A 15,583-nucleotide genomic window follows, 5' to 3' on the forward strand; every position below is an offset into this window, starting at 1 on the left:
GAGCTGGTTAAATTACATATACCTCAGAAATCAGTCTCTGGGCCGTCTCTACCAAGTTATTTGAGGCATATCTTTTGGCATGATCTATAACTTTATCAATAATGCTATCAATTTTCTCTTTAGATAAAACTTGAGAAGCAAAATCTAAAATTATTTTAATTGCCTCTTTCAAAAATGCTCTCAACTCTTCTTCTTGTGAGCTTGCAATATTTCTATAAAAATATGGGAAATTTTGCCTTGACTCTGAAGGAAGATAAGAGAATAAATGTTTAACATCAGATAGACTTTCTGAAATAAATCTATCCCATTCTTTTACAAACTCATCTCTCTTACCTGATTTCTCAAACTCTAAAATCATCTCCTGCCAAGACATGAAGAAGTAATTTAAAAGATCAAGCTTTATATTATCTCCTAAAGGTAATGTTAATTTCTTATCAAGGACAGATTTTATCAACTGAAGCTTTCTCAACTCTCCAAAAGGTAAGACGTTTTCCACATCTTTAAGGGTTCTTCTTCCATCAAGAGCCCATAGCACAATATTCTCTTCAATTATGTCACTATATTTTATAGGTACATAAATTTTAGACATAAAAGGTTCCAGTTCTTGAGATAAGAATATAATCTTTCCTGTATCAATAACATTATTGATCTCGAGCTTCCTATAATTCTCTATAAAATGGAATACTTCTTTTATCACATTAAAATAATCATCAGGAGGAGCATCCTTAATTAAGGGGTAAACATTATACCACTCCACTTTTTTATCCTTAGTAAGTATTTCAAAAACAAGTTTATAAGTAGTTAATTTATTCAATTGCTCAGACCATTTTTTTCTAAAATCCCGTTCATTCTCCTTCTCCAAGGTAAATACGAAGTATCTCCAGAAAGTGTAGGTCCAGAATAAGTTGATGTTATCATCAATTCTTAGAAGATTCTTATTCTTTCTCAATTTCTCAATTACCCTAAGAGTTCTATACTCTCCATAAGGAGAATTCAAAATTATATCCTTCGTTGATCTGATTCCATCAAATAGTTCGCCTACTTTTCTCTCTTCCTCCAATAAATTAGCAGCATTTACAAAGAGAAATATCAAATCTCCCAAATACTCCATCAAATCAATGTCTTTTGAAACATCTACTAAAATGTGAAGAGGATCAAGATTTAAATTAGACTTAGGAGCTTTTTCATCAGGATAAAAGGCAAAAGTCCCATCTTTCCAGAGAGCAAGATGTAAAACAGCCTCCTCATCTTCGCAGTTGTCTGCCTTAATATGCTTTATTTTTCCATCCTCAAAATACACATCAGTCTTTTTTTTATCTTTTGTAAGTTGTAATCTACCAGTCTTTCTGCTAAAGGATAATATCTCCATAACCTCCCACAAGGAGACACTCTTCAAATCTCCACTAAGTCCCATACTTGTTCCCCTTTCTTTAACAATTTATAAATAAGGGGAAGGCTCCCATTTTTGAACCTTCCCCTTACCTTAAATTATATCACAACTTTAATATTAATTTAAGTTAGTTTAAATAAGTTCTAAAATATTTTGCAAACAAATCAAAAATCTCAGGAGTTATTCTAAAGCCTTGTTTTCCTTCCACTATTACCACATCATCAATATAAAAATCAAGATTGGGATTACTGGGGATCTCTACATATAAAGCTAAGTCAAGTATATTAACCCCAGCAGGTATCTGATAAGTCCCTGCAAGCTCTACCCATTTACCACCTGGCACCTCATTGTCATGCTTTATCCAATCATATTGAGTACTACTATCACTGTCATATTTTCTTCTCATTGTAATACCAACATGCTGTGGTAAATCTGAATTATGTTTTACCCATACAGATATACTATAAACCTTACCTGGTTTCAAAATATCTTTTAATTGAATTTGAGCCCCGTTCCAACCTGCGGTTCTTCCTGTGACATATAAGCTATATTTCCCTGTATGAGCATCTTTATCCACTACAGCTACAGACACTCCCTCTCCATTAGGAGTCCACCCTTCAGTCTTTCCAGATTCAAAAGTAGTGATAAGAATAGCATTAGGCACATTAGGAACTTCCTTTGCTACTTCCTTTACAGCTTCCTGAGGTACAGTAGTTTGTACAGCAGTCTCTTTAGGAGTACAACCAGCAATTATAAAAACAAATCCTAACACTAAAAGGATGCTAAAAAGCTTTTTACACATTTTGGCACCTCCTCCTCTCTAAATTTTTAATAAGAGGGGGTTTTATACCCCCCCTCTTTTACTGTTTAAAGAAAAATTGCTCAGGGAAAGAATTCAACTCAGATCTAAATGGGTCATCCCAAAGTATCCCATCTGGTACATTTCTTAGCTTGTTGTTCACTATTACCAGTTGAGGAATACCTCCTACGGTTCCAATTATCCATATGTTCTTTCTATGTAAAGCTATAATCTGTCTTATAATTGTGTCTCTCCTTCTTGCGTCAACGGTTCTATTGAATTCATCCCATAGATCATAGATCTTTCTTATATCACCTGTAGGCTCCTCTCCTTCTTGTCCCTTAGTCCAATACCATCTTGCGTAAAGTGGTGCCCATGGCCCATCGGTCCATGTACCAAGAAGTCTTCCTGGAGATATGGCTACATTGCTCATTCTATCCAAAACCCAGACTCCTATTTCTATATCTCCCGAGTTACATTGAGTAGTATACAAACTCCTATCCACTTGCTTTATAATGGTCTTAATACCGATCGCTTCCCAATAACTCTTGATAAGCTCCATAGTACTCATATTAGCACTACCAGGATATGTGGTAAAACTTACCACAAGCTCAATTGGTTTTCCGTCAGGACCAATTCTAAATCCATCCTTACCAACTTTAAGTCCCATAGCATCAAGTAATATTTTGGCTCTTCCAGGATCATATTGAGCATATGCTTGAGCCCATGCCTTATCATAATAGGCGGAGCCTGGTGGAATAGCTGCCTGCATTGGCACTCCAAGTCCAAAGAATAAAATCTTGTTTATTTCTTCTCTATTTATGGCAAGAGAAAGTGCTTGTCTAAACCTCACATCCTGGAATAACTTTCTTTTTACTGGATCCTTTACGTTTTGGTTCAAATATATGGCTGGGTCTGCACCTGTGCCTGTTCTCCATACAAGAATCCTATAATTACCTTTTTCTTTATTCTGCATAAATAACGTATAGTTAGGCAATCTCATGTGGCGAGCCTGAAAATCTATCTCTCCTGCCACAGCCTTCATATTAATCATCTCTGCATCACTTACAAGATAATGAACTACTCTATCAATATAGGGCAATTGATTTCCCTCAGTGTCTACTACAGGATAGTATGGATTTCTCTCCATTACAAACGCTGGTTCATTGGGACTCTTACTTACAATCTTCCAAGGAGACATGGTAGGCAAATCAGGATTCTGAATATAATCGATCATAAACTGGAATAATTCATACCATTTATTAAAACCTTTCTGCTTTGCGAGAGCCTCCAGCTTATCCTTTGGAGTATATTTCGGATGGAACTGCATTAAGTAATGTTTTGGAGCATAGAAAGCAAAAGAACCTTTTGAGTTGTCAATAAACCATCCCTGGGTAGGGAAAGTATAAATAAACATTGGATTTGGATTCTTAAACTCAATTCTAAAAGTGTAATTATCTACTTTTACAAATTTAGCCCTAACACCATCTTGGACAAAAGCAGAAGGAAAAGTAGGAGTTAACTCTTCATTTCCAATTACATCCTCGTACCAGAATATTACATCGTCGGTAGTCATAGGCTGACCATCGGACCACTTCAAACCCTCTCTTAACTTAAAAGTGAAAACTCTACCGTCTTTAGAAATTGTATATTTCTCTACCAACCATGGAAGAATGGTCTTACTATCTGATGCCCATCTCATCAAGTTATTTGCATCATAGCAAATCTTAGCTATTCCCCATCTATCTCCAGGCCCCATCCAAGCTCTCCTAAGGGTTCCACCATAAACTCCTACTTCTTCTAAAGGTTTAACCACAATAGGATTCTTAGGTAATCTCTGCTCTACCGGTGGAAGTTTTCCTTCCTTTACAAGAGCGGCAGTCATAGGAGACTCATTATATTTTTTCTGTCCTACAATAGTGTTCCCAAAAATTAATATGAAGATTAAAAGAATGCTTAGGAATTTAAAACATTTCATAATTTTTACCTCCCCCTTAACTTATAGGCACACCACTTAAAGTTAATTCTTTAGCAAAATGGCATGCCACATAATGTTCATTGCCAACATCAATTAACTCAGGTCTCACCTCCCTACAGATATCCTTTGCGTAGTTGCATCTTGGATGGAAATAACAACCCAAAGGAGGATTGGAAGCATCAGGAACCTCACCCTTTAGTAAAATTCTGCGAGTCTTAAGTTTAGGATCTGGTTTAGGAACCGCAGAAAGTAATGCTTCGGTATATGGATGCTTAGGACTTTCAAAAATTTCTTCCGTTTTTGCTAATTCTACAATCTTTCCTACATACATTACTGCTACTCTATCACATATATGCTCTACCACCGAAAGATCATGGGAAATAAAAAGATAAGTTAACTTAAATTCCTGCTGAAGATCCATAAGCAAGTTTAAAACTTGAGCTTGAATAGAAACGTCAAGAGCAGAAACAGGCTCGTCACAAACTACAAGCTTAGGGTTTAAAGCAAGTGCTCTTGCAATACTTATCCTCTGTCTTTGTCCTCCCGAAAAAGCATGAGGATACCTCTTCATATATTCTGGTCTTAGGCCTACTTTTTTCATGAGATCTGCCACTCTATCATCAAGATCTTTGCCTTTTGCTATATTATTTACAATCAGAGGTTCTCCTATAATGTCCCTCACTGTCATTCGAGGGTTTAAAGATTTAAAAGGATCTTGAAATATCATTTGCATATATTTTCTTACATCTTTCAACTCTTTTGGAGAAAGCTTTGCCACATTTACCTCTTTTCCATCTATATGTAGTATTACATCCCCATCGGTAGGGTCATAAGCCCTCAAAATTACTTTTCCTGTAGTAGTCTTACCACAGCCAGACTCTCCTACAAGGCCAAGCGTTTCTCCTTCTCTAATAAAAAAACTTATGTCATCCACAGCTCTTATTGTTGCTACTTTTTTCCTCAAAAAACCTTTGGTCACTGGAAAGTACTTTTTCAGATTTCTTACCTCTAATAACAAGTTATCCATGATTCTTCACCTCTCCATAAAGCAAACAACTTACTTTATGTCCTGGTTTCACCTCTACAAGCTCTGGAATCCTTACATCACATAGACCTTTAATAAATTCAGGACATCTGGGATGAAAAGTACAACCTGTAGGAAGATTATAAGGATCTGGAACTATCCCTTTTATGGCTTTTAACCTTTTCCCCTTAACTTTCTTGCCAATTTTAGGAATAGATTCTAACAATGCTTTAGTATAAGGATGCATAGGACTGTAAAATATCTCTTCCACTGGGGCGCTTTCTACAATTTTTCCTAAATACATTACAATAACCTCTTCAGCCATCTCAGCTATTACTCCTAAGTTATGAGTTATCATCATAACAGCCATGCCAAATTGTTTTTGTAACTCTTTAAGAAGTTCAAGGATTTGAGCTTGTATAGTAACATCCAAATTTGTGGTCGGCTCATCTGCTATAAGGAGCCTTGGTCTACAAGAGAGCGCCATTGCAATCATAGCCCTCTGAAGCATTCCCCCACTAAACTGATGAGGATACTCGTCAATTCTCAGCTCAGGCCTTGGTATTCCTGCAATCCTCATTAAATCAATTACTGCTTCTCTTGCGGATTTTTTATCTAATTTTTGATGAAGCATTATAGCTTCCATTATTTGTTCTCCTACAGTGTGTACAGGAGAAAAAGAAGCACCTGGCTCCTGAAATATCATAGCTATCTCTTTCCCTCTAATACTTCTTATTTCGTCTCCCTTAGGATCTAATTTTGCTATATCTATGACTTGTCCATCTTTGTATAACAAAATCTCTCCTTGAATCTTACTTCTTGGACCTGTAAGTTTTAAAATGGAAAGCGCAGTTACACTTTTCCCACATCCTGATTCTCCCACTACTCCAAGGGTTCTTCCAGGCTTAATCTCAAAACTTATCCCATCCACAGCTCTTACCGTACCCTCATCTAATACGAAATAAGTTTTTAAATCCTTAACCTCTAAGAGTTTATCCATCTCAATTCCTCCCTACCTTGCATAAGGATCTGCAGCATCTCTCAAACCATCACCCACAAAGTTAAAAGAGAGCACCACCAAAATCACAAAGAGTACAGGTAGCAATAGCCAAGGAGCTAAAGCTACAGTCCTAAAATTTTGAGCATCCTGTATTAAAACACCCCAACTTATGGCAGGAGGTCTTATACCTAACCCTAAGAAGCTTAGGGAGGTCTCACCTATTATCATGCTGGGTATGGATAAGGTTAAAGAGGCTATAATGTGACTTAGAAAAGAAGGAAGTAAATGTCTAAAGATTATCCTTCTCTCACTTGCTCCAGCAAGTTTTGCAGCAGTTACAAAATCTTCCTCACGGAGGGATAGAAACTTACTCCTTACCTCCCTTGCCAATCCAGTCCAGCCAATAAAAGAAAGAATTATAGATATAGCAAAATACACTTTTACAGGAGACCAGTTAGCAGGAACAGCAGCTGAAAGAGCCATCCAGAGAGGTAGGGTAGGAATACTGCGCAATATTTCTATTATTCGTTGAATAATGATATCAAAAGGACCCCCATAATACCCTGAGATTCCTCCTATAATGATGCCAAAAAGAAAGCTTAAAAATATCCCTACAAGCCCTACCGTAGTAGATATGCGGGTTCCATATATAACTCTAGAAAATACATCTCTTCCTAAACTATCAGTTCCAAAAAGAAATATGTGTCCACCCTCTTCCACTCCAAAAAGATGTATATTTGTTCTAAATAAGCCCAAAAGCTTATATTCATGCCCCCTTACAAAAAATTTTATATTATACTTTCTAGATTTATCCTCAGTATAAATTCTTCTTAATGTATTGGGATCTACCTCCATTTTATATGCGTATACAAAAGGTCTCAGGTGAATTCCCTGCTCATCTACAAAATGGATCCTTTGAGGAGGAGCAAGAACATACCTTACATCATACTTATAGGGATCATAAGGTGCAAAAAACTCACAAAAAGCTGCAATAATATAAAAAATTATTAAAACTACTAAGCCGATGATGGCGAGCTTATTTCTTCTAAATCTCCACCACATCAACTTCCATTGAGAGGCAACATAAATCTTCTCTTCTTTTTCAGGTATTTCTTCTATAAATTCCTCTTTCCTTTCAATCTCCGCCATTTTTGCACATCCCCCTTATTCATACCTTACACGAGGATCTACCCAAGCAAGAAGTAAGTCGGATATTAAAGTGCCTAACATTGTTAGAAAACTTAACATAAGTAAAAAAGCCCCAGCCAAATACATATCTTGATTCCTCAAAGCTTCAAGAAGCAAAGGGCCAGAAGTAGGGAGATTTAAAACTATAGCTGTAATTTCAGCTCCTGAAACAAGGAATGGAAGAGACCAACCAACAGTACTTATAAAAGGAATCATAGCAACCCTTAAAGGATACTTAAATATTACTTTCCATTCCTTCAAACCTTTTGCCCTGGCTGTCAAAACATAGGGTTTATTTATCTCATCCAGAAGATTTGCCCTCAAAGTTCTTATCATTCCAGCAGTATTTGCTAATCCGATAATCACCACAGGCACCCATATATGTTTTAACATATCTACAAACTTAGCAAAACTCCATTTAGCCTCTAAATATTCTGGCGAAAAAAGCCCTGTCAGATTTTGGCCAAAGTAAGCATAAGCAACCCAGAGAAGAATCAAAGCAACCATAAAAGCAGGTACCGAAAGTCCAATATAACCTAAAAAGGTAAAAAGATAATCGCCAAAAGAATATTGATGAGTGGCAGAATAGGTACCTATCAGAAAACCTACTACCCAGATAAAAATAAGGGTAAAAAGAGATATAACAAAGGTAATAGCAAGTCTTTCACCTATAAGCTCACTAACTGGTCTATTATATAGTAAAGATCTTCCAAAATCTCCATGCAAAACATTCCAAATCCAAAGAAGATACTGCTCCCATATAGGTTTATCAAGGCCATACTGTTTTTTAAGAGCTTCTATAGTCTCCAAATTCACCGATTCACCACTCGTGGCAAGCTGAGCAATATATGAAGTTAAAAAATCACCAGGAGGAAGTTGAATAACTACAAAGACAATTATGGATACAAAGAAAAGAGTCAATAACATATAGAGAATTCTTCTTATCAGATATTCCTTCACTTCATTGTCCTCCCCTTATTGAGAGAGTAATTTTTTTACCCCTTAAAAAATATTTCGTTTAATAAAAACGTTTGCTAATCGTTTTGTTTAAAATATACATTATATTTTTAAAAAAGTCAACCCTTAGAAAAAGCAAGAAAATTCTTGAAATATTCTTAAAAAATTCATAGAATAAAAAAAATTCATTATAGTATTTATGTAAAATTTAAATTTATGACTTAAAAATAAAAAGGAGGAGCGTTGGAAGAATGAGAAAAAGGGAAAATAAATCACCAACAATGAAAGATGTAGCCAGGCTCGCTGGCGTTTCTATAAGTACAGTATCACATGTCATAAACAAGACCAGATATGTGGAACCTGAAACAAGAGAAAAAGTTTATCAAGCAATAAAAACTTTAGGGTATAGACCTAACATTCTTGCTAGCAGTTTAAGAAAGAGAGTAACTAACACTATTGGTTTGATTATTTCTAATATTACAAACCTTTTCTATCCTGAGGTAGTGCGGGGAGTTGAAGACCTTTTAGCAAAATATAATTATAACCTTATTTTATGTAACTCTGACGAAGATGTGGAAAAAGAGAAAAACTACATAGAGGTTTTATTTAGTAGAAGAGTAGATGGACTTATAATTACTCCTAGCAAAAGTAGTGAGACAAGAGAAAATCTTGACCTCTTTAGAGAAAAGAATATTCCTGTAGTCCTTGTGGACAGAAAAATTGAGGGATTAGAAGAAGATGTTGTTCTTGCGGATAACATAGAAGGGACATATGAAGCAATAAGTTATCTCATAAGCTTAGGACATAAAAGAATAGGAATAATAACAGGTCCATTAGATACAACTACAGGTTGTGAAAGACTCGAAGGATATTTAAAAGCCTTAGAAGATAAGGGGATTAAGAAGGATGATAACCTTATATACGAAGGAGACTTCAAAAAAGAAGGTGGTTATAAGGGAGTAGAAGCTCTACTTAACATAAACAATCCACCCACCGCTATATTTACCAGCAATAACCTTATGGCCTTAGGTGCTCTTAAAAAGATAACAGAACTTGGATTAAAAATACCTCAGGATCTTTCTTTAATATCCTTTGATGACATGGACTGGTTCCCGTATTTCTCTCCTCCTCTAACTGCAGTCTATCAGCCAGCCTATGAATTGGGCGAAACTGCAGTAAAATTACTTTTCGAAAGATTAAAGAGAGGAAGAAAAAAAAGAAAAGAGGTAAGATTACCTACAAAGTTAATTATAAGAGAATCTTGTGCACCCCCTAAATAGTTTGAACTACAATGAAGGTTTATGAGGCCTACTTAGATATAGAAACTACAGGATTAAGTCCTATATACTCAGACATTACTGTAATTGGAATATACCTTGAAAATTCAGAAGATTCTATCTTTATTCAACTTATTGGAGATGACATCACTCCATATAACTTATCTTATATTATGGAGAAGGTTCACACTATATACACCTATAATGGGTCTCGATTTGATCTGCCCTTTATCAATGCTAAACTGGGAATAAATTTAGAAGATTATGCCTTTCATGAGGATCTTATGTATAGATGCTGGAAAAGAGGATTATATGGAGGTCTAAAAAAGGTAGAAGAAAGATTGGGAATTGAGAGAAAATTAAAAGAGGTAGATGGAAGAATGGCAGTAATACTCTGGTATAAATATATCAGGCACAATGACATCAATGCACTAAGATTACTACTAGAGTACAATAAAGAGGATGTCATGAACTTAAAAATATTAAAGGAGAAACTATACAGTTTTTAGTCTTTAATCCAACATTGATAATCCTCTTCAAAAATATCCGAAAAAAGGGAAAAAGAAAGAGCTCTACATCCAATACAATCCTCTACATTACATAAATGACACTTTCCCTTTAAATTATCTTTAGTAAATTCAGCCCTAAATTTCAAAATCCTCTCATATACATCAGAAAAACTTTCATTAGTTAAATTTCCCAGTACTATAGGAAACCTTCTACAAGGATAGACATCTCCATTGGGCATTATGGCACAAGATTCTCCTAAATTACAAAGAGCTCCAAGGATTCTGTTTTCTTCAAAATCAATGTAAAAGGCCCTATAAGGCAGTAAATCTTCTGGGGCAAGATCTGCCCATGTAGCAACTCTATCAACTACCTCATACCATTCGTCAGACCCTAAAACCATGTCCTTTATCTTTAAGCCTTCCCCAATAGGTATAAATCTCTCTAAAATAAAACCCTTTGCCCCCAAAGTCTGTGCCAACCTATACATATCATCCAATTCTCTATAATTGTATTTTGCAATGGTAAACATAAAAAGAAAATCATATCTGAGATTTTTTAAATTACCAACAACTCTTTGAAAATTCCCTCTACCTCTTATCAAATCATTGGTTTCTTCCTTTGCTCCTTCAAGAGAAACCTTAATATACTTTAGCTTTTCATAACTTTCTTCTATTACCTTGTTAGGTGATAGTATCCCGTTAGTTATGATGTTTATTTCGTGTACAATATCTACCTTATTTAGAGTTTTTAAAATTTGATTAAGATGAGGATAAATGAGTGGTTCTCCACCTGTAAGATTTACAGAAAGCCTATCAAAACCTTCTTTTTTCAAAAAAGTAGCTATATCTTCAATAATATGAACTAACTTCTCAAAAGGAAGCTCCCTGCTCCTATCAAAATTTTCTTGGTAACAATGTCGACACCTTAAATTACAAAAATCTGTTATATGCCACTGAAAAGAAAATTCTTTAATCATGATCAAAAAACCTTTGATATAATAACCAGAGATAGGAGGTGATAAAATGGCTGAGTGTAGAATTGAAAAGAACTTGAAAAATTGTAATTGTACTTATGAACCATGTCCCAGAAAAGGCATTTGTTGTGAATGTCTCGCCTATCATCGCAGCCATGGAGAACTTCCTGCATGTTATTTTCCTCCTGAAGTAGAAAAAACCTATGATAGATCTATTAGAAGATTTGTATCCCTATACAAATAAGGGAGGATCTTCAATCCTCCCTCTCCCCTCTTGGATCCACATGCACTGTAACCTGTGAATTTTCAATCTTTGCTTTGATCTCATCCTGTACCCTTAAAGCTAAGTCATGAGCTTCCTTTACTGTTAGGTTATTATCTACCTCTATGTGTAGAGTAATATATTTTTCATTTTGATAATCATGTACTGATAGGTCATGATAATTTAAAACTCCAGGAGTATTTATTACAATATCGTCAATCTTTTTCACAAGTTCATCACTTGGAGCCTCTCCAATCAAAAAATTAGTTGCACTTTTTATAAGATCTACACCTACCCATGCAATAAGGAGAGAGACAAAAACTCCCAAAATACCATCAAGCCTATAAAATCCTAATTTACTTCCCACAAGTCCTATTGCTACAAGAAGGGTCGCAATAGCATCACTTCTATGGTGCCATGCATCGGCAATTAATGTGGTAGCATCAAATTTTTTACCTAAGTAGATAGAAAATCTTGCCATCCATTCTTTGAATAAAAAGGAGATTATTAAAAGAATGAAAATTAATAAGTCAAACTCAACTTTTTGAGGTTTTAGCAACCTATTAAAGGAGGATAAAACAAGATCATAAGCAACGATCAGCAGTAAGAATGCAATTATAAGAGTAGCTATTTGCTCTATTCTACCATGTCCATATGGATGCTCCTTATCTGCAGGTTTGCTCCCTAACTTAAAGCCAAGAATAACAACAATCGAAGTTAGTACATCAGATAGAGAATGAAAAGCATCTGCAATTAATGAAATACTACCCAAATAAAGTCCAGAGAAATATTTAAACAAAAACAAAATGAAATTACCTATTATGCTTACCCAACCTTCTAAGTATCCGGCATATTTTTTACTATATCCCTTTTTACTTAAAATCTTTTTTACTATCCACTCATTAAAATTCATAATTGCCTCTCCTCAAACAAAAAGCTTCCTACTCTAAAAAGTAGGAAGCTTGTACACCTTTCTAACATAAATTATACAAAGAACAATTATATTCCTTTTAATAATTTATGTCAAAAAATTAAAGATTAAAATCTTTTAATGCATCAATCATAGCCCTTATATTTTCTCCTGGAGTTCCAGGAGATACTCCACCTCCAGCAGAAAGAATTATCCCTCTCTTCATTCCATAATCTCTCAACACTCTCTCTACACTCCTTTTTACATCCTCTTTGCTTCCATTGACCAATACATCTAAAGGAGGAATGTTACCCATTAGACAAATCTTGCCTTGGGTTAAATTATAAACATCTTTTATGTTCTGTAAGTGAGTAAAGTTAAATATATTAATACCAAGATCTGGTAAATATTTATAGTAAACGTTATTATTCGTATCATTATGGTAAATTTTTATAGGATAATCAAAGCTTGAGAATATTTTTTTAAGGTACGGATGCGCAAATTCAAGATAATCCTCTTCTGAGAAAAATCCTACAATATCATCAAGTACGAGTATTCCCTCTACATCATGAAGAACCTCTATTTGAGCAGTAAGAAAATCAATTACCAAACTGGTAACTACCTCAAGAAGTTTTTTGGCCTCCTCAGGATATAATTTCACTGAAACTAAAAATTCTGTAACACCCATCAAATGGGAGGCAATTGCAAAAGGCCCTCTGGCAGCAACAATCTTTATCTTCTCTCCCATTTCTTTCACTTTAGGCTCAATATATCTATAGTATTCAAGAACAATAGGCATAAAACCATCTGTCTTAGGATTTGGCTTTTTTAAATTATTAACAAAATCAGGCAGATCATCGGCAGATTTCAATATTGGCTCTATGTTAGGAGTGGCATCAGGTTTAAAAATAATCTTAGCCCCAAACCCAGAAGGCTCTTGTGCCATTCCAAACTCTACCCAAAAGTCAGGGATAAAAATAACCTCAGGAAATCTTTTCTTAATCTCTCTGTAAGCCTCAAGCCATATATCAGGAATAAAGTAAAACTGCATATGGGGAATACCTAAGTAACCAGGAATCCAGGGACTATCTACAATGAGAGCAATAGGAATCTCCTTAGGTTCTTTTAGATTTGCACAATCCAATAAAATTTGCCAATCCTTTTCTCTCACCCTTATATACCTCCCTTAAGGATATATTTTTCTACCTTTTTCGTCAGGTATTCCTGTCCTTCTAAAGAAATATGTATTTATAACATCTCTCCATTCTTTTGCATGTTCTACCTGCATATTCAATCTTTGTAAAACCCTTTCATATGTCTTATCATCAATCTTACCCTTAAGCTCAATCCATCTTCTTCTAATCTCTTCTGCCTCTTCTACCCCTTCAAAATGCAAATCATAATAAGTCTGAAGCAAAGTTTTTCCTGACTTTAACCTATAATTATAAGGTACTCTATGGAAAAATAATAAAAGCTCTTCAGGACAAGTATCTATGCTATCATAAATTTCCCTCCAGGGAGAGTGATACTGAAGAGTATACCCTGTACCTCTTGAAGATCTGTCAACACCTATTGCTTCGTAATTTGCTCTGTGATAAGTGCCCCATTTTGAGTATTCATATCCCTCAGGATTAGGCCCATAGTGATGCCCTGGATTTACCATCCATCCAAGTCCTAAAGGAGTAGTATACTTTTCATAAGCCTTATGGGAATTTAATAACATATATGATATGTTCTCAACCACTTTTTCATCATCTCCAAAAGTTAACTTTATCCATCTCTCTACAATTTTTTCTATCTTCTCATCAGGATTCCAAGCCAACTCTCCAAAAGTGTACAAATTAGCTTGAGCAAGGTCATGTCCTGTCCAATTAATATTATCCCCTACATTTGACACTCCTGCCATACCATTATTTTTTATTTTAAAAACACTTCCCTTTAATATTTCTTTTACTTCTGATCCCTTCCCCTTTGCATAAGTATCAAATTCAAGAATCTCTTTCCACAAGACACCTAAATAGCATAAATGTATTTGTTGCCCTGTATATTCTTGAGTTATTTGCAATTCTAATATTTGATTAGTTTGTTCAAGTCCTCCAAAAAGGGGATTTACAGGCTCTCTAACTTGAAAATCCATAGGTCCATATTTTATTTGCACTATGACATTATCCATAAATTTACCATCAAGAGGCTTAAAATTATCATAAGCAGCTTTTGCTCTATCAGTTTTCACATCTCTCCAATCTTGCAGACAATTATAAACAAAGGCTCTCCATATAACAAACCCACCATAGGGTTCTAAAGCCTCTCCTAACATATTTGCTCCATCAGCATGAGTCCTGCCGTACATGTGAGGCCCTGGATTAAATTCCGAGTCAGCCTTTACTAAAAAACCACCAAAATCTGGAATATACTCGTATATTTCATCGACTTTAGTCTTCCACCATAACGAGACTCTCTTATCAAGAGGATCAGCAGTATTTAAACCACCAAGGTATATAGGAGAAGCAAAATTAATAGAAAGATAAATCTTAATACCATAAGCCGAAAAAATCTTAGCAAGTTCTTTTAATTTTTTTAAATAAGGTATTGTCAACAATTCTACCTCTTTTTTCTTCACATTAACATTGTTAATAACTATCCCATTAATTCCAATTGATGACAGCAATCTTGCATAGTCTTTAGTTCTATCATTAATAATTATTTTATTATCCTTAAAAAATATAGAGTTTCCCGCATATCCCCTTTCCACACTTCCATCAAGGTTGTCCCAATGATTCAAAATTCTAAATTTCAAAGAAGGATTACTCAAAAAATTTATTTTATCTATATCTTCACCCAGCTTTAACTTCTCAATTAATTTAAATACTCCGTAAATAAGGCCAACGTACTCCTTAGCAGTAAGTATCAAAATACTATTTTCTCCAAACTCAACTTTCTTAATTAAAAACCCTTCCTCTCCTAAAGAAAATTCAAATTCATCAAGACCTTTTAAAACTTTCCTAACATCCGATAATTTTCCAATTAATACAAAATTAGAAGTGTTTGCAAATGTGTTCCTAAAAATTTTAGGTTTAATACCTAAAGAATAGGTTAGAAAATCTCTTAATTCCTTCAAAGGCAAATTCAAGCTATTATCCCCCAGAACAACAATATTACCAAAGATCCTTCTATACTTATCTCGATACTTGTTAAGATCAGTATATTCTAACCAACACATGCTATAAGGTTTAATTTCAGCCATAAAATTCACATTCCTCCCTTTTTACATTTTCAAAAATAAAAAGGAAAAAATATAATTAAAACTAACATCTT

The 15,583-nt window shown here is 34.8% G+C and carries 14 protein-coding genes; 3 read left to right on the plus strand and 11 right to left on the minus strand.

The window, feature by feature from the left end; translation table 11 throughout:
• Positions 1-7 precede the first annotated feature (7 nt).
• From DICTH_RS07705 to DICTH_RS07735, 7 genes are all read right to left on the minus strand, one after another.
• Complete coding sequence (locus DICTH_RS07705) at positions 8-1,414, minus strand: DUF4388 domain-containing protein (RefSeq protein WP_012547058.1); 1,407 nt, start codon at positions 1,412-1,414, stop codon at positions 8-10.
• A 103-nt stretch (positions 1,415-1,517) separates the two neighbouring features.
• Complete coding sequence (locus DICTH_RS07710) at positions 1,518-2,192, minus strand: carbohydrate binding domain-containing protein (protein ID WP_012547053.1); 675 nt, start codon at positions 2,190-2,192, stop codon at positions 1,518-1,520.
• 58 nt (positions 2,193-2,250) lie between these two features.
• A complete protein-coding gene (locus DICTH_RS07715; protein WP_012548676.1) occupies positions 2,251-4,167 on the minus strand; it encodes an ABC transporter substrate-binding protein in 1,917 nt (638 codons plus the stop codon).
• Positions 4,168-4,183: 16 nt separating this feature from the next.
• On the minus strand, positions 4,184-5,194 hold the full coding sequence (locus DICTH_RS07720) for an ABC transporter ATP-binding protein (RefSeq protein WP_012547824.1): 1,011 nt from the start codon (positions 5,192-5,194) through the stop codon (positions 4,184-4,186).
• The gene (locus DICTH_RS07725) at positions 5,187-6,191 is read right to left on the minus strand and encodes an ABC transporter ATP-binding protein (RefSeq protein WP_012548454.1); all 1,005 of its coding nucleotides are present in this window, start codon (positions 6,189-6,191) and stop codon (positions 5,187-5,189) included. Before DICTH_RS07725 ends, DICTH_RS07720 begins: the two co-directional genes overlap by 8 nt.
• A gap of 12 nt (positions 6,192-6,203) precedes the next feature.
• A complete protein-coding gene (locus DICTH_RS07730; protein WP_012547258.1) occupies positions 6,204-7,340 on the minus strand; it encodes an ABC transporter permease in 1,137 nt (378 codons plus the stop codon).
• A 15-nt stretch (positions 7,341-7,355) separates the two neighbouring features.
• The gene (locus tag DICTH_RS07735) at positions 7,356-8,339 is read right to left on the minus strand and encodes an ABC transporter permease (protein WP_012548553.1); all 984 of its coding nucleotides are present in this window, start codon (positions 8,337-8,339) and stop codon (positions 7,356-7,358) included.
• Positions 8,340-8,587: 248 nt separating this feature from the next.
• On the opposite strand from DICTH_RS07735, the gene DICTH_RS07740 reads away from it, so the two are divergent.
• Both DICTH_RS07740 and DICTH_RS07745 read left to right on the plus strand, forming a co-directional pair.
• Positions 8,588-9,616 (plus strand): LacI family DNA-binding transcriptional regulator, encoded by a 1,029-nt coding sequence (locus tag DICTH_RS07740; protein ID WP_012547044.1) that lies wholly within the window; start codon positions 8,588-8,590, stop codon positions 9,614-9,616.
• A gap of 11 nt (positions 9,617-9,627) precedes the next feature.
• A complete protein-coding gene (locus tag DICTH_RS07745) occupies positions 9,628-10,122 on the plus strand; it encodes a ribonuclease H-like domain-containing protein (RefSeq protein WP_012548719.1) in 495 nt (164 codons plus the stop codon).
• On the opposite strand, the gene DICTH_RS07750 is transcribed toward DICTH_RS07745, so the two are convergent.
• Complete coding sequence (locus DICTH_RS07750) at positions 10,119-11,099, minus strand: radical SAM/SPASM domain-containing protein (RefSeq protein WP_012548106.1); 981 nt, start codon at positions 11,097-11,099, stop codon at positions 10,119-10,121. The genes DICTH_RS07745 and DICTH_RS07750 overlap by 4 nt on opposite strands.
• A gap of 46 nt (positions 11,100-11,145) precedes the next feature.
• On the opposite strand from DICTH_RS07750, the gene DICTH_RS07755 reads away from it, so the two are divergent.
• On the plus strand, positions 11,146-11,340 hold the full coding sequence (locus tag DICTH_RS07755) for a DUF6485 family protein (RefSeq protein ID WP_041723311.1): 195 nt from the start codon (positions 11,146-11,148) through the stop codon (positions 11,338-11,340).
• A 10-nt stretch (positions 11,341-11,350) separates the two neighbouring features.
• Here the strand turns inward: DICTH_RS07755 and DICTH_RS07760 are convergent, their stop codons facing one another.
• The 3 genes from DICTH_RS07760 to DICTH_RS07770 form a co-directional block, all read right to left on the minus strand.
• Positions 11,351-12,271, minus strand: a complete 921-nt coding sequence (locus tag DICTH_RS07760) for a cation diffusion facilitator family transporter (RefSeq protein WP_012547852.1) — start codon at positions 12,269-12,271, stop codon at positions 11,351-11,353.
• A gap of 118 nt (positions 12,272-12,389) precedes the next feature.
• Positions 12,390-13,439, minus strand: a complete 1,050-nt coding sequence (locus tag DICTH_RS07765; RefSeq protein WP_012548586.1) for a uroporphyrinogen decarboxylase family protein — start codon at positions 13,437-13,439, stop codon at positions 12,390-12,392.
• Positions 13,440-13,454: 15 nt separating this feature from the next.
• Positions 13,455-15,512: an alpha-glucuronidase family glycosyl hydrolase gene (locus tag DICTH_RS07770; protein ID WP_012547542.1), complete on the minus strand. Its 2,058-nt coding sequence runs from the start codon at positions 15,510-15,512 to the stop codon at positions 13,455-13,457.
• Positions 15,513-15,583 lie beyond the last annotated feature (71 nt).

The sequence above is a fragment of the Dictyoglomus thermophilum H-6-12 genome, assembly GCF_000020965.1.
Lineage (GTDB): Bacteria > Dictyoglomota > Dictyoglomia > Dictyoglomales > Dictyoglomaceae > Dictyoglomus > Dictyoglomus thermophilum.

What these genes read in the sequence shown, in the direction of transcription:
- DICTH_RS07705 (WP_012547058.1), bottom strand. Translation starts at nt 1,414, where the DNA reads ATGGGACTTAGTGGAGATTTGAAGAGTGTCTCCTTGTGGGAGGTTATG.
- DICTH_RS07710 (WP_012547053.1), bottom strand. Translation starts at nt 2,192, where the DNA reads ATGTGTAAAAAGCTTTTTAGCATCCTTTTAGTGTTAGGATTTGTTTTT.
- DICTH_RS07715 (WP_012548676.1), bottom strand. Translation starts at nt 4,167, where the DNA reads ATGAAATGTTTTAAATTCCTAAGCATTCTTTTAATCTTCATATTAATT.
- DICTH_RS07720 (WP_012547824.1), bottom strand. Translation starts at nt 5,194, where the DNA reads ATGGATAACTTGTTATTAGAGGTAAGAAATCTGAAAAAGTACTTTCCA.
- DICTH_RS07725 (WP_012548454.1), bottom strand. Translation starts at nt 6,191, where the DNA reads ATGGATAAACTCTTAGAGGTTAAGGATTTAAAAACTTATTTCGTATTA.
- DICTH_RS07730 (WP_012547258.1), bottom strand. Translation starts at nt 7,340, where the DNA reads ATGGCGGAGATTGAAAGGAAAGAGGAATTTATAGAAGAAATACCTGAA.
- DICTH_RS07740 (WP_012547044.1), top strand. Translation starts at nt 8,588, where the DNA reads ATGAGAAAAAGGGAAAATAAATCACCAACAATGAAAGATGTAGCCAGG.
- DICTH_RS07745 (WP_012548719.1), top strand. Translation starts at nt 9,628, where the DNA reads ATGAAGGTTTATGAGGCCTACTTAGATATAGAAACTACAGGATTAAGT.
- DICTH_RS07750 (WP_012548106.1), bottom strand. Translation starts at nt 11,099, where the DNA reads ATGATTAAAGAATTTTCTTTTCAGTGGCATATAACAGATTTTTGTAAT.
- DICTH_RS07755 (WP_041723311.1), top strand. Translation starts at nt 11,146, where the DNA reads ATGGCTGAGTGTAGAATTGAAAAGAACTTGAAAAATTGTAATTGTACT.
- DICTH_RS07760 (WP_012547852.1), bottom strand. Translation starts at nt 12,271, where the DNA reads ATGAATTTTAATGAGTGGATAGTAAAAAAGATTTTAAGTAAAAAGGGA.
- DICTH_RS07770 (WP_012547542.1), bottom strand. Translation starts at nt 15,512, where the DNA reads ATGGCTGAAATTAAACCTTATAGCATGTGTTGGTTAGAATATACTGAT.